The organism is Mariniflexile sp. HMF6888 (assembly GCF_044335535.1).
In the GTDB taxonomy this organism is placed as follows: domain Bacteria; phylum Bacteroidota; class Bacteroidia; order Flavobacteriales; family Flavobacteriaceae; genus Mariniflexile.
In genome coordinates, this window is record NZ_JBIQVZ010000001.1 from 79,981 (window position 1) to 100,754 (window position 20,774).

At 34.7% G+C, this 20,774-nt stretch carries 20 protein-coding genes; 8 read left to right on the top strand and 12 right to left on the bottom strand.

Going from position 1 to position 20,774, the window contains the following annotated elements:
- Positions 1-129 precede the first annotated feature (129 nt).
- The gene (locus ACGLWY_RS00380) at positions 130-1,338 is read left to right on the top strand and encodes an MFS transporter (RefSeq protein ID WP_396617711.1); all 1,209 of its coding nucleotides are present in this window, start codon (positions 130-132) and stop codon (positions 1,336-1,338) included.
- Entirely contained in the window at positions 1,338-1,715 is a 378-nt protein-coding gene (locus ACGLWY_RS00385) for a VOC family protein (RefSeq protein WP_396617712.1), read from the top strand. Before ACGLWY_RS00380 ends, ACGLWY_RS00385 begins: the two co-directional genes overlap by 1 nt.
- A 12-nt stretch (positions 1,716-1,727) precedes the next feature.
- Here the strand turns inward: ACGLWY_RS00385 and ACGLWY_RS00390 are convergent, their stop codons facing one another.
- Positions 1,728-2,171, bottom strand: coding sequence for an Lrp/AsnC family transcriptional regulator (locus ACGLWY_RS00390; RefSeq protein ID WP_396617713.1), 444 nt, complete (start codon positions 2,169-2,171; stop codon positions 1,728-1,730).
- A 122-nt stretch (positions 2,172-2,293) separates the two neighbouring features.
- Here ACGLWY_RS00390 and ACGLWY_RS00395 point away from each other — a divergent pair, with 122 nt between their 5' ends.
- Positions 2,294-2,689 (top strand): hypothetical protein, encoded by a 396-nt coding sequence (locus tag ACGLWY_RS00395; RefSeq protein ID WP_396617714.1) that lies wholly within the window; start codon positions 2,294-2,296, stop codon positions 2,687-2,689.
- Positions 2,690-2,774: 85 nt separating this feature from the next.
- On the opposite strand, the gene ACGLWY_RS00400 is transcribed toward ACGLWY_RS00395, so the two are convergent.
- Positions 2,775-2,915, bottom strand: a complete 141-nt coding sequence (locus ACGLWY_RS00400; RefSeq protein WP_396617715.1) for a hypothetical protein — start codon at positions 2,913-2,915, stop codon at positions 2,775-2,777.
- Positions 2,916-3,326: 411 nt separating this feature from the next.
- Positions 3,327-6,761, bottom strand: coding sequence for a methylmalonyl-CoA mutase family protein (locus tag ACGLWY_RS00405; RefSeq protein WP_396617716.1), 3,435 nt, complete (start codon positions 6,759-6,761; stop codon positions 3,327-3,329).
- A gap of 145 nt (positions 6,762-6,906) precedes the next feature.
- Here ACGLWY_RS00405 and purU point away from each other — a divergent pair, with 145 nt between their 5' ends.
- The 3 genes from purU to ACGLWY_RS00420 all read left to right on the top strand — a co-directional run bounded on the left by purU (position 6,907) and on the right by ACGLWY_RS00420 (position 8,822).
- A complete protein-coding gene (gene purU / locus ACGLWY_RS00410; protein WP_396617717.1) occupies positions 6,907-7,761 on the top strand; it encodes a formyltetrahydrofolate deformylase in 855 nt (284 codons plus the stop codon).
- A 42-nt stretch (positions 7,762-7,803) separates the two neighbouring features.
- A complete protein-coding gene (locus ACGLWY_RS00415; RefSeq protein WP_396617718.1) occupies positions 7,804-8,508 on the top strand; it encodes a DUF4197 domain-containing protein in 705 nt (234 codons plus the stop codon).
- Positions 8,509-8,630: 122 nt separating this feature from the next.
- Positions 8,631-8,822 (top strand): Lacal_2735 family protein, encoded by a 192-nt coding sequence (locus ACGLWY_RS00420; RefSeq protein WP_396617719.1) that lies wholly within the window; start codon positions 8,631-8,633, stop codon positions 8,820-8,822.
- 134 nt (positions 8,823-8,956) lie between these two features.
- Here the strand turns inward: ACGLWY_RS00420 and ACGLWY_RS00425 are convergent, their stop codons facing one another.
- On the bottom strand, positions 8,957-9,100 hold the full coding sequence (locus ACGLWY_RS00425) for a hypothetical protein (RefSeq protein WP_396617720.1): 144 nt from the start codon (positions 9,098-9,100) through the stop codon (positions 8,957-8,959).
- Between the two features lie 12 nt (positions 9,101-9,112).
- Between ACGLWY_RS00425 and ACGLWY_RS00430 the strand changes: the two genes are divergently transcribed.
- Positions 9,113-9,259: a hypothetical protein gene (locus ACGLWY_RS00430; RefSeq protein ID WP_396617721.1), complete on the top strand. Its 147-nt coding sequence runs from the start codon at positions 9,113-9,115 to the stop codon at positions 9,257-9,259.
- Here ACGLWY_RS00430 and ACGLWY_RS00435 read toward each other — a convergent pair.
- The 4 genes from ACGLWY_RS00435 to prfA form a co-directional block, all read right to left on the bottom strand.
- A complete protein-coding gene (locus tag ACGLWY_RS00435) occupies positions 9,219-10,025 on the bottom strand; it encodes an ABC transporter substrate-binding protein (RefSeq protein WP_396617722.1) in 807 nt (268 codons plus the stop codon). The two genes, ACGLWY_RS00430 and ACGLWY_RS00435, sit on opposite strands and share 41 nt — an antisense overlap.
- Positions 10,026-10,055: 30 nt before the next feature.
- On the bottom strand, positions 10,056-10,871 hold the full coding sequence (pyrF, locus tag ACGLWY_RS00440; RefSeq protein ID WP_396617723.1) for an orotidine-5'-phosphate decarboxylase: 816 nt from the start codon (positions 10,869-10,871) through the stop codon (positions 10,056-10,058).
- A 47-nt stretch (positions 10,872-10,918) separates the two neighbouring features.
- The gene (locus ACGLWY_RS00445) at positions 10,919-11,278 is read right to left on the bottom strand and encodes a four helix bundle protein (RefSeq protein WP_396617724.1); all 360 of its coding nucleotides are present in this window, start codon (positions 11,276-11,278) and stop codon (positions 10,919-10,921) included.
- Between the two features lie 64 nt (positions 11,279-11,342).
- Positions 11,343-12,419: a peptide chain release factor 1 gene (gene prfA / locus ACGLWY_RS00450; RefSeq protein ID WP_396617725.1), complete on the bottom strand. Its 1,077-nt coding sequence runs from the start codon at positions 12,417-12,419 to the stop codon at positions 11,343-11,345.
- Positions 12,420-12,782: 363 nt separating this feature from the next.
- On the opposite strand from prfA, the gene ACGLWY_RS00455 reads away from it, so the two are divergent.
- The gene (locus tag ACGLWY_RS00455) at positions 12,783-13,331 is read left to right on the top strand and encodes a hypothetical protein (RefSeq protein WP_396617726.1); all 549 of its coding nucleotides are present in this window, start codon (positions 12,783-12,785) and stop codon (positions 13,329-13,331) included.
- 157 nt (positions 13,332-13,488) lie between these two features.
- Here the strand turns inward: ACGLWY_RS00455 and ACGLWY_RS00460 are convergent, their stop codons facing one another.
- The 4 genes from ACGLWY_RS00460 to ACGLWY_RS00475 all read right to left on the bottom strand — a co-directional run bounded on the left by ACGLWY_RS00460 (position 13,489) and on the right by ACGLWY_RS00475 (position 20,711).
- Positions 13,489-16,041: an adenosylcobalamin-dependent ribonucleoside-diphosphate reductase gene (locus ACGLWY_RS00460; RefSeq protein ID WP_396617727.1), complete on the bottom strand. Its 2,553-nt coding sequence runs from the start codon at positions 16,039-16,041 to the stop codon at positions 13,489-13,491.
- A 194-nt stretch (positions 16,042-16,235) separates the two neighbouring features.
- Positions 16,236-17,195, bottom strand: a complete 960-nt coding sequence (locus ACGLWY_RS00465) for a DUF3078 domain-containing protein (RefSeq protein WP_396617728.1) — start codon at positions 17,193-17,195, stop codon at positions 16,236-16,238.
- Positions 17,196-17,266: 71 nt separating this feature from the next.
- A complete protein-coding gene (locus ACGLWY_RS00470; protein WP_396617729.1) occupies positions 17,267-18,445 on the bottom strand; it encodes an AIR synthase related protein in 1,179 nt (392 codons plus the stop codon).
- Positions 18,446-18,524: 79 nt separating this feature from the next.
- The gene (locus ACGLWY_RS00475) at positions 18,525-20,711 is read right to left on the bottom strand and encodes a glutamine synthetase III (protein ID WP_396617730.1); all 2,187 of its coding nucleotides are present in this window, start codon (positions 20,709-20,711) and stop codon (positions 18,525-18,527) included.
- Between the last annotated feature and the right edge of the window lie 63 nt (positions 20,712-20,774).

Here is a 20,774-nt window from a genome sequence, read left to right on the forward strand (position 1 = left end):
ATATATTTAGGTGATATAATTATAAATTATTACAATATATAAAAGTCCGACTTCACAGTCGGACTTTTTATTTTTAGACAATCCCTTAGTCGATCATCGACTTTTTAAACATAATAAAAAAACTAACCAATGAAAACACTTTTTAATAACTATCTAAACACCTTTAAAGGCTTATCGGAAGAAATATGGTGGCTTGCCCTCATAACACTTATAAATCGGGCTGGCACTATGGTGATTCCCTTTTTGTCATTATACCTAAAGGAAGACTTGCATTTTACTGTAAGCCACGTAGGTTGGGTTATGAGTGCTTTCGGATTGGGTTCGGTAGCTGGTTCTTGGATTGGAGGTAAATTAACCGATAAAATTGGATATTATAAAGTAATGGTTAGAAGCCTACTATCGACTGGTGTTTTATTTATCGCTTTGCAATATTTAAATACGTTTACATCTATTTGCATTGGTATTTTTATAGTCATGCTTGTTGCTGATGCTTTTAGACCCGCTATGTTTGTGGCGTTAAATGCTTATAGCAAACCTGAAAACAAAATACGGTCACTAACACTTATACGTTTAGCTATAAACTTAGGGTTTTCGGCAGGGCCTGCTATTGGGGGACTCATTATTACAGGACTTGGGTATGCTGGTTTGTTTTGGGTTGATGGCATTACATGTATTATTGCTACCTTTTTGATGATTAAAGTGTTGCACCCTAAAAAAGCAAAAGTTTTAGATGTTATTGAAAATAATAATCCCGTTTCGGCATATGGCGATTCTGCGTTTATAATTTTCCTTGTAGCCATGGCATTATTTGGAATGGTGTTCTTGCAATATTTTTCAACCATAACTATTTACTATAAAGATGTCCATACACTAAGCGAACTTCAAATTGGACTTGTTTTAGGGCTAAACGGCTTTCTCATTTTTATATTTGAAATGCCTTTAATCAAGTGGTTAGAAAATACTAACTACACAAAATTAGGATTGATGTCTTTTGGTGCTATTTTAACGGGTTTAAGTTTGCTTATATTAAATTTCACTACTTGGTCTGGAGTTTTAGTCGTTGGCATGCTTTTAATGACCATTGGCGAAATGATTGCTTTCCCGTTTTCTAATGCCTTTGCGGTTGAAAGAGCTAAAAAAGGAAATCAAGGGGAATACATGGCACTGTATTCCATATCGTTTTCAATTGCACATATTTTTGGGCATAACGCTGGTTTGCAAATGACTGCTGCCCTTGGGTTTGATAATACTTGGTATATAGTATCTATAATTGCACTTATTAGTGCCATCATTTTATTTGTTTTAAACCGAAATTTAAACTTAAAACGATTACTATAATGAATTTAAACCAAATAACCATTCCTTCTTTAGATGTTGAAAAGGCTGCAACATTTTATAAAACTTTGGGACTGCATCTCATCGTTAATGCACTTCCAAGGTATGTAAGGTTTGAATGTCCGGATGGAGATAGTACATTATCTATTCATAAAGCAGACGAACTACCAAGAGGTAATTGCATATCGATTTATTTTGAAAATGAAAATATTGATGAAACTGTTTTACTTTTAAAACAAAAGGGAATTATTTTTATAAGCGAACCAGAAGATAAACCTTGGCTTTGGCGGGAAGCGCATTTAAATGATTTAGATGGCAACAAAATTATAATCTATCATGCTGGAAACAACAGAAAAAATCCTCCTTGGCGTGTAAAATAACATATAAAAAACCTATTTAACAGGCTTCACTTCTTTATAGCGTGTTACATGAGACAATACTATTTGCGTCTTTGTTTCACCATAAATAATAAGCTGATCTATAAAAGTTTCCAAGTGCTTTTGGTTTTTTAAAAGCACTTCCATAACTATATTTTCGTTACCGGTAATTCTGTAGCAATTTAAAACTTCGTCGAAGGTTTTAACTTTCTCTAAAAACGGTTTTAACTTACCAATAAACGCATGTAGGGTTATAATAGCTTTTAGCTGGTACCCCATATCTAATGGAGACACCACGGTTTTATATCCTAATATAATACCTGAATCTTCCATTCTTTTTATACGCTCTGAAACCGCTGGCGAGCTAATGCCCACTTGCCTGCCAATTTCGGCATTAGATTGTCGCGCATTTTCCTGCAAACACCTTAAAATCTTCCAGTTAAGATTATCTAAATTCATTTCGAAAGAAATTTAACTACAATAAATTAATATCTAAAGCAAATATACGTTTTTACTTTAAAATAAAAAGTTGTTTGTTGATTCTTGTGAGTAATTTTGATAAAGTTGCTTAGAAAAGAAATATGCTATCTAATACCCCATCAAACCTATCGGAATTACCGATATATAAAAAAGCTATTGAGATATTTACCTTATCCCAAAGTATTTCTATGTATTTAAATCATGATTTGTCCGCTTTAAAAAGTGATGGTACAGAGGATATTAACATTTATTTTTCTGGTGACATCGTTCAGCAATCGGTATCATTAGCTCCAGAAATTGTTAATGCCGAAATGGAACGCTATACAGATAGAAAGCATAAACATATTGCGTCTTTAAGACGTCTTACAAACATGCTTTATAAAAATTCGTATCGCTTGGAACATTCTAACAGCAACGGAAAAGACTTCTTGCCTATTTTACGTAACGAATTAAAAAAGTTCAAACAGTTGCAACGCAGTTGGATGTTGACTTTGTAATCACCCCCCTTGTAACAATACAAAAAAAATCCCTGTATTATTTTAATACAAGGATTCTAAAAAAACAACTGAGAGTCTTGTTTTTTTAATCTAAAAACAGTGTATTGTTATTGCTTATTAAAGTCGCTTCTGTTTCAAAATATCTTTCAGATTTAATAATGTTTATTAACCAATCTAAGTGATTTTTTGATTGTCTCTTGAAATTGTATTTAAGTGTCGTTTCCATAGGTGTAAATTTTAATTATTTGGGTAAATTGTGTTTAATAATTAACTTAAACATGATAAAATTACACTGGGAATCGATAATCAAAAAATTTCTTAACAAATATTAGTTCAAGGGGTTACATACGTCCATAAGTGGTTTTAATTTGCAAAAAAAGGCGATAAAAAACGCTATTAAAAAAGTTTGTTCATTGCAATTAATTAGCTATTGATATTAAATTATAAAATCTATATATAGGACTCTATTTGATGGGCTCAAGTTATTAATGGTATATTTTACAGGTCTTTTTATCCTTTATATCTCAAACCAAATACTCCGCATCATTCACTTTAAAATCTTAATAATCCATTATTCTAAAAGATGTATTTTTCACAAAGAATTTTCTTTTCTTTAATTGAAAAATTTGGCGTTTTTTTACATATTCCTTCTATACTGTCCACCTACTTCAAATAAAGCATTTGTGATTTGCCCTAATGAGCATACTTTACAAACTTCCATTAAAGCTTCAAAAACATTTTCGTTATGAATTGCTTTTTGCTGAAGGTCTTTCAAAAGAGCTTCAGTATCATGAGCATCGTGAAGATTTTCTAATGTTTTTATTTGAAACTGCTTTTCTTCTTCGGTAGCACGAATAACTTCCACAGGTAAAACCGTTGGCGACCCTTTACTACTTAAAAAGGTATTCACACCAATTATTGGAAACGCGCCGTTGTGCTTCAAGGTTTCATAATACAAGCTTTCTTCTTGTATTTTACTGCGTTGGTACATGGTTTCCATAGCACCCAAAACACCGCCGCGTTCGGTAATTCTGTCGAATTCCAAAAGAACGGCTTCTTCTACCAAATCGGTTAATTCCTCAATAATAAACGAGCCTTGAATGGGGTTTTCGTTTTTTGCTAATCCTAATTCTTTATTTATTATTAGCTGAATAGCCATAGCTCGACGCACCGATTCTTCAGTTGGCGTGGTAATGGCTTCGTCATACGCATTGGTATGTAGCGAATTACAATTATCGTATATGGCATACAAAGCTTGTAATGTGGTTCGGATGTCGTTAAAATCGATTTCCTGTGCATGTAAACTTCTACCAGAGGTTTGAATATGGTATTTTAGCATTTGGGCACGTTCGTTAGCACCATACTTAAGCTTCATGGCTTTGGCCCAAATTTTTCTGGCTACACGACCTATTACAGCATATTCGGGATCGATTCCATTTGAGAAAAAGAACGATAAGTTGGGACCGAATTTATTAATATCCATGCCACGACTTAAATAATATTCCACGTAAGTGAAGCCATTAGATAAGGTTAAAGCCAGTTGTGTTATAGGGTTGGCACCTGCTTCGGCAATGTGGTACCCAGAAATAGACACCGAATAGAAATTACGAACATTATTTTTAATAAAATACTCCTGCACATCGCCCATTAAGCGCAGTGCAAACTCCGTGGAGAAAATACAGGTATTTTGGGCTTGGTCTTCTTTTAAAATGTCCGCTTGTACCGTACCGCGAACTTGCGTAATGGTTTTTGTTTTTATCTTTTCGTAAACCTCTTTTGGTAACACTTGGTCTCCTGTAACACCTAAAAGCATCAAGCCCAAACCATTATTCCCTGAGGGCAATTCACCATTATATTTAGGGCGTACCTTACCTTTATAAAGTTTCGCTATTTTGGTTTCAACCTCTGCTTCCAATCCATTTTCACTAATATAAACTTCACATTGTTGATCTATGGCTGCATTCATAAAATATCCTAAAAGCATCGGAGCAGGTCCATTAATAGTCATACTAACCGAAGTCATAACATCAAACAAATTAAAACCAGAATACAATTTCTTAGCATCATCCAAACAACAAATACTTACACCGGCATTACCTATTTTTCCATAGATATCGGGACGTAAATCGGGGTCACTTCCATAAAGCGTCACACTATCAAAAGCAGTGGACAACCGTTTTGCAGGCAAACCCGCACTTACATAATGAAAACGTTTATTGGTACGCTCTGGACTTCCTTCGCCTGCAAACATGCGCGCAGGATCCTCTCCCATTCTTTTAAAAGAATATAATCCTGAAGTATATGGGAATTCCCCCGGCACATTTTCTTGCAATACCCATTTTAAAATATCGCCCCAAGCTTGATATTTAGGCAGAGCTACTTTGGGAATTTGTAAATGCGAAAGTGACTCTGAATGGGTTTCTATTTTTATGTCTCTTTCACGAACTTTAAATGTGTAAACAGGGTGTTTATATGTATTTACTTTTTCGTCCCAGCCAGTGATAACTTCCCAATTATAAGGGTCTAGGTTTAGTTTTACTCGGTTGAATTCCTTAAACAACAGATCTAAAAAGTTTTTATCATTATCAGTCTGAACCTGTCGAAAACTTGTATCATCAATGCCATGCTTCGACAAGCTCAGCAAGACACCCGAAACCGATTCAATAGTTTTATAAATACCGTAAAGCCTTTGTGCGACTTCAACTTGTTCATTTGCTTTAGCATCATACGCCCGATTGTTCTCGGCGATTTCAGATAAATAACGTGTTCTTGACGGTGGAATAACAAAAACCTTTTCACTCATTTCATTTGAAATGGTGAAGGTTGATTGCAAATCTGCTGAAGTTTTCTCAACCAACTTATCCATAACCGCCTTGTAAAGCGTATTCATTCCTGGGTCGTTAAATTGTGAAGCAATCGTACCAAAAACCGGTAATTGTTCTTGAGGCACATCCCAAAGATTATTATTACGCATGTACTGCTTTTTTACATCACGCAACGCATCTAAAGCTCCTCGCTTATCAAATTTATTTATAGCTACTAAATCGGCAAAATCAAGCATATCTATTTTTTCCAACTGGGTTGCAGCACCAAATTCTGGTGTCATAACATATAACGACACATCGCTATGCTCTATAATTTCGGTGTCCGATTGTCCAATTCCAGAAGTTTCTAAAATAATTAAATCGTATTCGGCAGCTTTCAGTACTTCAATAGCCTCGTGTACATACTTTGACAGCGCCAAATTAGATTGACGTGTCGCCAAACTACGCATATAAACGCGTGGATGGTTTATGGCATTCATACGGATTCTATCGCCTAAAAGCGCTCCACCTGTCTTTCGTTTTGAAGGGTCTACCGAAACAATTCCAACCGTTTTCTCAGGGAAATCAACTAAAAATCGTCTTACCAATTCGTCTACCAAACTAGATTTTCCTGCACCACCGGTTCCGGTTATTCCTAATACGACTCCTCCTAACTTCTCCGAAGAAGAGAAATCTGTTGGTTTAAAAATTTCCGTAAACTCTTGATGTCTATTTTCAGCTAAACTGATTAATCTAGCAATGGTATTGATTTCTTTATTTTTTAAAGATGTTTCAATTCCTTTCCCTTTAGGAAGGATTAGGGCTGGAATAGGATTATCCGATTGCTTTACCAAATCGTTAATCATGCCTTGCAAGCCCAACTCACGACCATCGTCTGGCGAATAAATTCGAGCTATTCCATACGTCATCAATTCTTTAATTTCGGAAGGCAAGATAACACCGCCACCGCCTCCAAAAATTTTTATATGCTCTGCACCCTTTTCCTTTAACAAATCAAACATGTATTTAAAATACTCGTCGTGTCCGCCTTGATACGAAGTTAAGCAAATAGCATTAACATCCTCTTGAATGGCCGTATTCACCACTTCCTCCACGCTTCTGTCATGCCCTAAATGAATCACTTCCACACCTGTCGCCTGAATAATACGACGCATAATATTTATGGATGCATCGTGTCCATCAAATAAAGATGCCGCAGTTACAATTCTAATTTTATGCTTTGGTTTATAAGGTGCTATCTGCATCATTTTTAAAAATATTGACATATATGGTTCAAATTTACGAAATATTCAAAAAAACACATCATTTTCAAACGATTATATAAAATTATAATCACTCATTATACGTATCTAATTTTTAGGTTAATTTTGGACTTAAATTATTTTAAACTAAATGCAAAAGATTACCATTTTAATTCACTGTAAAGACCGCCCGAATATTATTGCTTCCGTAACTAATTTTATTGCCGAAAAACAAGGTAATATTGTTTATATAGACCAGCATGTTGATAGGGAGCAAAACATTTTTTTTATGCGTTTAGAAAGTGAATTTATTCATGAATCTTTTACTGCTGATGGATTTAGAGAAGCTTTTAAAAGTACATTAGCCGATACTTTTGGAATGAAATGGCGTATTTATTCGTCGGCAAGAAAACCTAAAATGGCCTTATTTATTTCTAAATACGACCACTGTTTATATGATTTATTGGGACGTTATAATTCAGGAGAACTAAATTTAGAAATCCCTTTTATAATTAGTAATCATTTAGATTTAAAACCGATTGCCGATAATTTTAAAATTCCTTTTTTCCACGTTCCTGTTACCAAAGACACAAAGGAAGAAGCAGAGCAAAAGCAATTGGAAATATTAGATAGACATCAAATTGATTTTATTGTTTTAGCGAGGTACATGCAAATTATTCCTGAAAAAATAATTGCTAAATATCCTAATAAAATAATTAACATTCACCATTCATTTTTGCCTGCTTTTGTGGGTGCAAAACCATACCATTCGGCATTTAAACGTGGTGTGAAAATTATTGGCGCCACGAGCCATTATGTGACCGAAGAGTTAGATGCGGGGCCTATTATAGACCAAGGCGTTACCCGTGTGTCGCATTCACATTCTATTGAAGACTTAATTGCCAAAGGGCGAGATTTGGAAAAAATAGTATTGGCCAACGCAGTTAAACTACACACTAACAGAAAAGTCATGGTTTACAATAATAAAACAGTTATTTTCTCTTAATTACCTATATTTACCATTCTTAAAACCCCAAATTTAGAAATCATGATTCGTAAAATTTTAGTAGTTCTTTTAGTTTTAAACATTACTGCCTGTGCAGAATTACAACAAGTTGTTAATCAATTACCACAAGGTGTAGGTATTGGAAATGATGAAATTGCTGCGGGCTTAAGACAAGCCTTGGATTTTGGTATTGAAAAACAAGTTACAAAGCTGACCCAAACCGATGGGTTTTATAAAAATGACTTGGTTAAAATTTTATTACCCGAAGAATTACAAAAAGTTGATAAGGGCCTTAGAGATATTGGTTTAAGCAAGTTAGCCGATGAAGGCTTAAAAGCACTAAACAGAGCTGCCGAAGATGCCGTTAAAGAAGCAACCCCTATATTTGTTGACGCCGTTAAAGGCATAACTTTTGCCGACGCCAAAAACATATTAATAGGTAAAGACGATGCAGCGACCCAATATTTAAACAGTAAAACCCAAACCGCTTTATACGCAAAGTTCAATCCTGTAATAAAAAATTCGTTTAGTAAAGTGGGTGCCGATGAAATTTGGACCAATCTTATAAATAAATATAACAGCATTCCATTTACTGCGGATGTAAATCCGGATTTAACAGATTATGTAACTAATGAAGCTTTAAAAGGTGTTTATACCATGATTGCTGTTGAAGAGAAAGAAATTCGCAACAATCTATCCTCTAGGACTACCGCTTTATTAAAGAAAGTGTTTGCTCTGCAAGATTAAAAGGCATAAAAAACAGCGTTTTTTATTGACTTTTTTCTAGTGGTTGAAAAATAAATTAAATATTTTTTCTTATTTATGAATAAAAAAATGTATATTTAATCAACTGTTATTCAGTCGTATATATGAGTATCAATGATATCATAAAAAATCGTCAAAAAAAACTCGATGAGCGATATAAAGAGCTGATGGAGCAGGCATACAATTTCCGTCAAACAGATTCAGAACTTAGCGATCTTGCCGAATTTCGCGCCATGCGACTACTTAACAAGTTAAATACACTTCGATATTTTTCAAGAAATCAAGTAAAATCTTAATCTAAAGAATTCCTCGGGGATTGTTCGTTTCAAGAAATTTGTTTAGTTTCATTTTTTTATTAATTCTTTAACTTTTTAGTTACATCTAAAACCCATAAACTTCCGTACTTTATATAAAACTCATTTAAAGTTTTTCAATTTGCTAAAAAATTGCTGATTTCAGTTCTGTTTTTGCCTTTTCTTCCTTCCGTAGCGCTGCTATGCAACTCAAAAAAGCCTTCAACAGAACTGAAATCCCCTAATTTTCGCTTAAATTCAAAAACTTTAAGTGAATTCATAAAAAAGAAGTTATGAGTCCACATTTTTGTAAAGTTGGCAGAATTAAACCCAATCTAAACAAGTTAATTAGCCTAAAGGAATCTGAAAACATCATTCCAAACTCTGTTGAAGATGTTATTAAAGTTGATTATTGTGAAGGTTTAAACGCAACTGTTTAAAATAACCAAAGGCTTTTAATAACCGAGAGCCATACCAGGAAAACATCTCTCCATCAGCTAAAATAATTTTAGCATAAGGATAATTTTCCTGAAAGACATTCTTATGCTTTTCTTTAAAAGGGAAAGGCTCACTAGACAAAAGAACGACCTCTACCGTTTTGCTAATATGGTTCTTATCAAGATTAACTTTTGGATAACGTTCGCTCACTTCATAAACATTTTCAAACTTATTAAGCTTAAGTAAATAATTTATAAACGTATTACTTCCTACTACCATATAAGGCTTTTTCCAAATAAAATAAGCCGTTTTTAATATCGGTTTATCTCTAACAAAAACCTTGAAGTCTTCAACCTCTATATCAATTTTCTTTATTATTTCTTCCGCTTCTTTATTTCTGTCAAAAATATCCCCATATTGTTTTATTAATTCCGAACTATCCTCTATTGTATAAACATCGGAGATATGCACATTACAAATTAACTCACAAGCTACCACAATCTCTTTAGTGTTTTCTTCTTTATTACAAAGAATAATATCTGGAGACAACGATTTAATCTTTTCTAAATCAATTTGTTTTGTTCCCCCAACAACAGCTACATCTTTTTTAATATCATGTGGATGCACACAGAACTTAGTAACGCCAACTAAGGTTGATTTCAAACCTAAATCGCAAAGCAATTCTGTCTGACTAGGAACTAAAGAAATAATACGTTTAGGAGTTTCTTTTAAATGAATGGTTCTATTGAGTTGATCCTGTAGTTTCATATAATCACCGGGAACTACTAGTATTTATGACTATTTATTTAAAATCAATGCCATTTCTTTTTGAAGTTCTTCCGCTTTATTTGCTGCAGCTAGCGCAAAATCTGTTCCATTAGAAGCATAAATAATACCTCTTGAAGAATTTATAAGCAAGCCAACATGAGTATTCATTCCATATTTACAAACATCTTGTAAATTGCCTCCTTGCGCTCCTACACCTGGAACTAATAAAAAACTATCTGGAATAATGTTTCTTATATCTGCTAAATATTCTGCCTTAGTAGCACCAACCACATACATTAAGTTTTCAGCATTTTTCCAAGTTTTTGAGGTTTCTAAAACTTGTTTGTATAATTCCTTTCCATCAATCGTTTTAGTTTGAAAATCGAACGCCCCTTCGTTTGAGGTTAAAGCCAATAAAATAGTGTGCTTGTTTTCAAATGCTAAAAAAGGCTCCACGGAATCTTTTCCCATATATGGAGCAACCGTAACCGAATCGAATGCTAGATCTTCAAAAAAAGCTTTAGCGTACATGGTACTGGTATTGCCAATATCGCCACGTTTAGCATCGGCAATGGTAAAAATATCTGGATGGTTTGCGTTTATATAATTGATGGTTCTTTCCAAGGCTTTCCATCCTTTTAAACCATAGGCTTCGTAAAATGCCGTGTTTGGTTTATAGGCAACACACAACTGATGCGTTGCATCTATAATCGCTTTATTGAAAGCAAAAATAGGGTCTTCTTCCTGTAATAAATGTGGCGGGATTTTATCCAAATCAACATCCAGACCTATGCATAGAAAGGATTTCTTTTTTTTGATTTGGGTCGTTAGTTGGTGTTGGGTCATTGGTTTTGGGTTTTAGGTATAAGGTGTTGGGTACTGGGTGTTGGGTATTAGTATTGCGTTTTAGAATATTTAATTAATGAGTTAATTCTTTTTTGAAGAATTGTGATTTTTTCATTTAATAATTCAAAATCTTTTCCAACTATAAAAGAAAGACTTTTACAAATTATTATGTGCGTTTCTAATTCAAATGCCGACCCTAGGCTTATTTGGAGATACCGAACAAAATCTTTTTGGGAATCTTTTGCACAACCTTCAGCAATATTGGCTGGAATAGAGATCACACATCTAGCTATTTGAGACTTTAAACCAAATTTTTCAGTATTGGGCAAACACTCTGTTATCATATAAACATCCTTTACAAGTATAATAGAATCTTTCCATACATCCAATTCTTTAAAATTTCTCATGTATCACATTTTTATTCCAAATTACGTACCCAAAACCCAAGACCTAAAATCCAGAACCCAAGACCTAAATCACATCACTATTGGCTTTTAACTTTTCGGTGTTTTCAGCTAATTGCAATTCGTCAATAATCCGTTGGATGTCGCCATTAACGATATTCGATAAATCGTAAAGTGTTAATCCAATTCTATGGTCGGTTACACGCCCTTGCGGGTAATTATAAGTTCTAATTTTAGCACTTCTATCGCCCGAAGACACCATAGAACCTCGTTTTGCAGCATCTGCTTCGTTTTTCTTAGCCAGCTCCATTTCATATAAACGCGAACGTAATACCCTAAATGCTTTCTCTTTATTTTTATGTTGCGATTTTTGATCTTGACACTGTGCCACCAATCCGGTTGGTAAATGTGTTAAACGCACTGCCGAATAAGTTGTATTTACAGACTGACCACCGGGACCCGATGAACAGAAAAAATCAATCCTAACTTCCTTTGGGTTAATCTCCACATCAAATTCTTCGGCTTCTGGAAATACCATAACGGTTGCTGCACTAGTATGTACACGCCCTTGGGTCTCGGTTTGTGGCACACGCTGTACGCGGTGTACGCCTGCTTCAAATTTTAAAGTGCCGTAAACGTCTTCGCCCGTTACTTCAAATTGTATTTCTTTAAAACCACCGTTGGTACCTTCACTAAAATCTACCGTATCTACTTTCCAGCCTTTACTTTCACAGTATTTGGTATACATTCTAAATAAATCGCCTGCAAAAATACTTGCTTCATCTCCACCTGTCCCGGCACGTAATTCTACCACAGCATTTTTAGTGTCTTCGGGGTCTTTAGGTATTAAAAGGAATTTAATTTCGTCTTCCAATTTAGGAATGCGTTCTTTTGCTTCTTCATACTGCATTTTAGCCATGTCGACCATTTCGGGATCGCCACCTTCAGAAATAATAGCTTCAGCTTCCGCTAAATTATTGGTTACCTCAATGTATTCATCGCGTTTGCCAATAAGCACTTTAAGGTCTTTATATTCTTTATTTAATGCAATGTAACGCTTTTGGTCGGTCATGATATCGGGTTGAATGATTAAATCACTCACCTCATCAAAACGTTGCTTTACTATTTGTAACTTGTCTAACATCTACCTATTTAAATTGTGGGGCAAAAATACGATAATTTATGAATTTTCAATAGTTGAAACTTGAGTATTGACTTCTCTATCTTAAGACACCACTAAATTAGTAGGCACTAAAATTATTTATTATACTTTGAAGGATGCCACTAAAGGATAAATAATTTGCCATTTTGTTTTTTAAGTTTGATGTTGTGGGAAAAAATAACGAAGTTTGTTTGACATGTGATATGAAATTATTAAAATGATTTCATATTATCCCCCGCTATCGCGAGCGTCTCGCTCGTGACGGCATGAAAAACTATCTATATTTTAAAAGTTCGCAGATATTTTAAAAAAATAAAAGAATAAATTAAAAACAAACAGATAATTATGCAGGTAATATTTTTATTAATTGGCATACTAGGATTAGTAATGTTCATTTTTGGAATTAAAACTCTAATCAAAAAATACAGGAGTAAAACTATTGCAGAATTAAACCTCACTGAAAATCCAAGTGAAATAAATATTAAAAAAGCGGGAACATATGCTGTTTGTATTGTTGGGGGCGGTTATGCAAATAATAAAGGAGATTTTGATTTACATATAACAACCAATGGAAATCAATTAGATGTGCTTAAAAAACAAATCAAATTTAAATTCCGGCATAAAGGTAAATTAGCAACCGAATTTTATCATTTTGAGATTGAAAATATTGGAAAATATAAATTTGAGTTTAAAAATATTGCAGATTTAGAAGTTAAAGAATCAATGTTACTATCTAAAAAAATGTTCCAAAATAAACTACCAGTTAATAATGTTGGAATAGTAATAAAAGAAACTTCATCAAACTCAAAATTCATAATTGGATTATTGATGGCTGTTTTTGGATTTAATATTACTGCTTGGGGTATAATTTTAGCTTTTAATCCTCAGCTATAGAAGCAAATAACATCCGTTAACAGCTTTTATCCATTTCTTAATCACGATCACATATCGAGGCGAAACGTCAAGCAAGTAGCGCCCCATCCAAACCAAAAACAAAAAGGAAGCCAATCAAAAAATCAACTTCCTTTTTTAAAAATCATTATTAAAAATATTATCCACATTTAGAAGATCCGCAATCCTTACAGGTTAAGCAGCCTTCTTGGTATATTAAATTCTCCGATTTACAAGTATCGCAGGTTTGTCCTTTTACTTGAGTACCATCTTCAACATAACGTTTTAAAGCACGTACCACTCCATTTTTCCACGTGTTAATAGATTCGCTATCTAGTTGTAAACTATTAATTAAATCGACAATTTTATCGATAGGCATCCCGTGACGCAGTGTACTTGAAATAAGCTTGGCATAGTTCCAAAACTCTGGGTTAAACTTATGCGATAAGCCTTCTATAGTGGTTTTATAGCCTCTTATGTTTTTATACTGAAAATCGTAACGAGACGTACCATCTTCATTTCTATTTTTAATGATTAACCCTTCGTTTACCCAACGTGGTATTAAAATACCATCTTCATCATCGGCTAAACCTGTAAAAATCTCATAAGGCCTGCCTTCTATCAACCCTATAAAGGCAATCCATTTTTCTTTGCTATTTTGAAAACGAACGACATCGGCTTCTAAGATTTGCGGACGTTTTACAGGAAAAGGCGTTAAGGATTCTTGCTGCTTGTCTTCTTTCTCATCATTAGCAATTAGCACACCCGAACGCGAACCATCCCTATAAACGGTTACGCCTTTACAACCTACTTCCCATGCTTTTAAATACAAGGCGCCAACTAAATCTTCAGTTGCATCGTTAGGCAAATTAATGGTGACACTTATGGAATGATCTACCCATTTTTGGATTGCGCCCTGCATACTTACCTTGCTTAACCAATCCACATCGTTGGACGTTGCTTTATGGTAAGGCGATTTTTTAATCAATTTATCAATCTCTTTTTGGGAATAATTTTTAGAAGTATCCATACCGTTCACTTCCATCCATTGCTTGAAGCGATGATGGAATACCACATATTCTTCCCAAGAATCACCTACTTCATCAACAAAATCTATACGTGCTTCCTTATCGTTTGGATTTACTTTTCTTCTTCGTTTATAAACGGGCAAAAACACAGGTTCGATACCAGAAGTGGTTTGCGTCATTAAACTTGTGGTCCCGGTTGGAGCAATGGTTAATAAGGCTATATTGCGTCTGCCATATTCCAACATTTCATAATATAATTGACTGTCGGCATCTTTTAAACGTTGAATAAACGGATTGTTTTTTTCGCGTTCTGCATCGAAAACCAAAAACGCACCGCGCTCTTTCGCCAAATGTACCGAACCTCTATACGCTTCAATGGCAATAGTTTTATGAACTTCTAACGAAAACGCATTACCTGCTTCACTTCCGTACTTAATTCCTAAAGCGGCTAACATATCACCTTCGGCGGTGATGCCAATACCTGTTCTTCTACCTTCTTGGGCTTTCTTTTTTATGTTAATCCATAGGTTACGCTCGATTGCTTTTACCTCATCCGACTCTGGATCTTCATCTATTTTACGAAGAATATTATCAATTTTATCCAATTCCAAATCGATAATATCATCCATAATACGTTGCGCTGCCGCTATGTGTTTTTTGAATAATTCAAAATTAAAACTAGCCTCTTTTGTAAATGGATTTTCTACATAAGAGAATAAGTTAATAGCCAACAATCTACATGAATCATAAGGACACAACGGGATTTCGCCACATGGGTTTGTAGAGACCGTTTTATAACCTAAATCGGCATAACAATCGGGTACAGATTCATTAATTATAGTGTCCCAAAACAAAATACCGGGTTCGGCAGATTTCCAAGCATTATGTACTATTTTTTTCCATAATGAATTAGCGTCAATGGTTCTTGATACTTTTGGCTGACTACTAAAGATTGGGTATTTTTGGGTGTATTCAGTATCATTTTTAACCGCTTCCATAAAAGCATCGTCTATTCTAACCGATACATTGGCACCCGTAACTTTACCCTGTTCTAACTTGGCGTTTATAAAATCTTCTGAATCTGGATGATTAATAGAAACCGACAACATAAGCGCACCTCGCCTACCATCCTGCGCAACTTCCCTGGTTGAATTTGAGTAGCGTTCCATAAAAGGAACAATGCCCGTAGATGTCAACGCTGAGTTGTTTACCGGGGAACCTTTAGGGCGTATATGTGACAAATCGTGACCAACACCTCCACGACGTTTCATAAGTTGCACCTGCTCCTGGTCAATTTTCATGACGGCTCCATAAGAATCGGAATCCCCCGCATTTCCAATAACAAAACAATTTGAAAGTGATGCGATTTGGTATGGATTTCCAATTCCTGCCATGGGACTACCTTGGGGAACGATGTATTTAAAGTCTTTAATTAAATCGAAAATGGCCTCTTCAGATAGTGGGTTTGCATATTTTTTTTCAACTCTTGCTAATTCTCTAGCAATACGCTGGTGCATGTCATTTGGGGTTAATTCATAAATATTCCCTTCAGAATCTTTTAGGGCATATTTATTTAACCATACACGTGCAGCAAGGTCATCTTGGTTGAAATAGTTCAAGGAAGCATTGAAAGCTTCATCTTGCGAATACGTTTTGGGTGGTGTTTTGGCGACTTCTTGATTCATTTTGTTTTATTTATGGAGATTAATTATCATTACTAATAATAGCCATAAAGTAACAAAAAAAATAAAACTTAAAACATGATAAATGTCATAAAGTTTACAAAGTACTTATACCAAATAATTGATTATCAGTGATTTAATTATTTATTAACATTAAAAAGTTAACAAATTTTCAAAATCAATACTAAACAAACAATTTAAAAATCAACTGCAAAACCAATACCTAAAAACTGTTTCCATTGCACTCTAGCCCCAGCTTCATCGGTCTCTCCTTCAATCTCTGAAGGTATTGTAGTTTTAATATCGTCGTCATATCTTAAATGGGAGCCAAGTGTTGCTTTTATAAAATGATTTACTTTAAAATCGAAATCAAGTCTCCAATCAACATCTACATTTCCAAAGTTATTTATGTAATCGGAATAAAGACTTACCTGCTGCTTTACCTTAACATTTGTGGTAACTTCCATTTCGTAGCTATTATTTATCAAAACACCTACTTCTTTCCTAACACGTTCTCCCGGAACAATAACGTTGCCCTCACTATCTAAAACAGCAGGCGCAACACCAAACTTGCCTTCATTTGCTAAATTTTCATCTAATACAAATGTTGCTTTCAATGTTAGTGGTGAAAAGTAAAATGATAATTGCTCTATATTTTTACCATATTCCATTCCACCCCCAAAGAACAAATAACCCGGAGCCATCAACCTTGAAATTGGCATGTCTTTATCTGGATACCGATAACCGTTTGCCAATTGGGTTCTAAAATTAAGTTTTGCTGAATAATACCAATCTGAAATACTATCTGGCTTAAACCCAATATCTGAATTTAGTTCAAACAAATCCTCGGTTTTTCTCAGCTCTCTGTCTTGCTGTTTATTAACACCATAATTAATTACAACATCGTTTCGCCATGAAAAATACTTATCGGTATAATTGGCCGAAGATTCCACTCCTAAAAGACCAGAAATAGAATTAGTACCTCCGGAATTCCAATTAACAAAAGCGACTTCGCTTAAATTTACGGAAGCTTTATTTTTTTGAATCCATACTGGACCATCATACTTTGGTGCTTTTGTTCTTAAAAATAAAGTGTCTGGTTGAGATTGTACAAGCTGAAAAAAGAGACAAACAGCTACTAATAAAACGTGCTTCATAATGTAAAGTTGGTTTTGATAAATTACGTTTTTATCAATAATCATTCCGTTTTAACGAAAAAGACAAAAATCTAATAAGTAAACTCCCCAAACTCACTTTTTATTGTAAGCTTTTTAGTTTTTGATGCTTCAACACGACCAATAATTTTAGCAGCCACATTAAATGCTTTTGATATAGTAATGATGTTCTCTGCAATTTCTGGTGCTACATACAACTCCATTCTGTGTCCGCAGTTAAACACTTGATACATTTCCTTCCAATCTGTTTTTGATTGTTCCTGTATTAACTTAAACAGTGGTGGAACAGGAAACATATTGTCTTTAATAATATGAAATTCATCAACAAAATGAAGAATTTTAGTTTGCGCCCCACCTGAGCAATGCACCATACCGTGAAGTTTATCACTTTTAAATTCTGATACTATTTTTTTGATGATTGGCGCATAGGTACGTGTTGGAGACAAAACAAGCTTACCAGCATCTATTGGAGAATCCTTAACAGCATCTGTTAATCTCACATTTCCTGAGTACACCAAATCTTCTGGAACCGATGCATCAAAACTTTCAGGATATTTATGTGCTAAATAGGTATTAAAAACATCATGACGCGCAGAGGTCAATCCGTTGCTACCCATACCGCCATTATAGGCTTTTTCGTAAGTTGCTTGCCCATAACTCTCTAACCCTACAATAACATCTCCAGCTTTAATATTGGCGTTATCAATGACATCGCTGCGTTTCATACGTGCGGTTACGGTAGAATCGACTATGATGGTACGCACTAAATCGCCCACATCAGCTGTTTCACCACCTGTGGAATGAATGGTCACACCGAAATTCCTTAATTCAGAAATCAATTCTTCAGTACCATTTATTATTGCTGAAAGCACCTCACCTGGGATTAAATTTTTATTTCTCCCGATGGTTGATGAAAGCAAGATATTATCGGTCGCACCAACACACAATAAATCGTCAATGTTCATAATTAAAGCATCTTGCGCAATGCCTTTCCAGACAGAAATATCTCCAGTTTCTTTCCAATACATATAAGCAAGAGAAGACTTTGTTCCCGCACCATCTGCATGCATAATCAAACAATAATCGTCATCATTTGTCAAATAATCTGGAACTATTTTACAGAATGCTTTAGGAAATAATCCTTTATCGATGTTCTTTATGGCATTGTGAACATCCTCTTTTGATGCAGAAACACCACGTTGCGCATAGCGTTTAGAAACTTCTTGACCCATAGTATGATATTGAGGTGCAAAGTTAATTTTTTGAATTAAAAAATCCCGCTTTTTACAACGGGATTTTGAAAATTACATTTTATCGGGTAAATAAAAGTTCACGATATTTTGTTAGTGGCCAAATTTCATCGTCCACCAATAATTCCAACTTGTCACAGTGTTTACGGATATCATCGAACAAAGGCCTTACTTGGTAGCAATACGCCAAGGCTTTATCTTCTATATTTTCTATGGTATTGGCTTTTCTGCGCTCATCGGTCATTTTGGTAACGTTCGCATTGATAGCCTCAATATGGCTTGAAATAACTTGAATTAAATTAATTTGTTCTTGTGATACCTTTTTGTAGTTGTCTTCAAAAATCTCTTTTAAACCTTTAACATTCTCAATTAGAATATTTTGATACTTAACTGCGGTTGGCACGATATGATTGCGGGCAATGTCACCTAACACACGTCCTTCAATTTGAATGTGCATGATGTAGGCTTCCATTTCTATTTCATAACGTGCTTCAGATTCTATTTTACTCATCACATTCATGTCTTCAAATAATGCGATTGATTTTTTTGAAACTTTAGCTTTTAAAGCTTCTGGTGTATTTTTATTGTTGCTTAAACCACGTTTTTTAGCTTCATCTTCCCATTCTTTTCCATAGCCATTTCCTTCAAACAAAATAGCTTTTGTAGATTTTATATATTCTCTCAATACATTAAAAACGGCTTCATCTTTCTTTAATTCTTTTTTATCAATTAAAGTATCTACTTCTTTCTTAAAATCTATTAACTGTTTGGCTACAATAGTATTTAAAACCGTCATTGGATTGCCGCAATTTGCTAAAGACCCAACAGCTCTAAACTCAAATTTATTACCAGTGAATGCAAAAGGCGATGTTCGGTTTCTATCAGTATTATCTAGTAAAACATCTGGTATTTTACCAACAACGTTTAGTTTAAGTTCTGTTTTTTCTTCTGGCGAAAGCTTTCCTTTTGTTACCCCTTCCAGTTCTTCCAAAACCTTGGTTAATTGCTGACCAATAAACACTGAAATAATTGCAGGAGGCGCTTCGTTTGCACCCAACCTATGATCATTACTTGCCGATGCTATAGATGCTCTCAACAATGCTTCGTTTTCGTGAACCGCTTTTATAGTATTAATAAAAAAGGTTAAAAATTGGAGATTGCTCATCGGGGTTTTTCCTGGTGCTAATAAATTGACACCCGTATCGGTTGAAAGCGACCAATTATTATGCTTACCCGATCCATTAATGCCGGCAAATGGTTTTTCGTGCAACAACACTTTAAAATTATGACGTGAAGCAACCCTACCCATAATATCCATCAATAACGAATTATGATCTACCGCCAAATTAGCTTCCTCAAAAATTGGTGCTAATTCAAATTGGTTGGGCGCTACTTCATTATGACGTGTTTTAACAGGAATACCTAATAGCATGCATTCGGTTTCCAGTTCACGCATAAAATTTAATGCCCTGTTTGGGATAGACCCAAAATAATGGTCGTCTAACTGTTGCCCTTTTGCGGAAGAATGCCCTAACAAGGTTCTTCCTGTTAATATAATATCTGGTCTACTGGCCGCTAACATTTTATCGATTAAAAAATATTCCTGCTCCCAACCTAAAGACGAGGTTACCTTCTTTACATTTTTGTCGAAATATTTACAGACATCGGTTGCTGCATTATCAACCGCATTTAAGGCTCTTAATAGCGGCGTTTTATAATCTAATGCTTCACCTGTATATGCCACAAATATAGTTGGAATACAAAGTGTCGTACCATAAATAAACGCAGGCGATGTAGGATCCCAAGCGGTGTAGCCTCTAGCTTCAAATGTATTTCTAATACCGCCACTTGGAAAACTGGAAGCATCAGGTTCTTGTTGCACCAATTGGCTGCCTCCAAATTTTTCAATAGCCATACCATTACCGATGGTTTCAAAAAAGGCATCGTGCTTTTCGGCAGTTGTTCCCGTTAATGGTTGAAACCAATGTGTGTAATGCGTCACTCCTTTTGATAATGCCCAATCTTTCATGGAAGACGATACTTGATCTGCAATATTTCTATCAATTTTTTTACCAAATTGAATCGCATTCATAACACCAACAAAAGCATCTTTGGTTAAATATTGACGCATGGTATTCTCGTTAAAAACGTTTTTTCCAAACAAATCTGAACGACGCTCTTTCTCTTCAACCAAAACAGGTTTATTAGCAAGCGATTCTTTTACAGCATGAAATCTTAAAGTAGACATTGGCTCTTATTAATTTAAGTTATTGATTTTTTTTACAAAAGTAATAATATCGTAAATATAGCA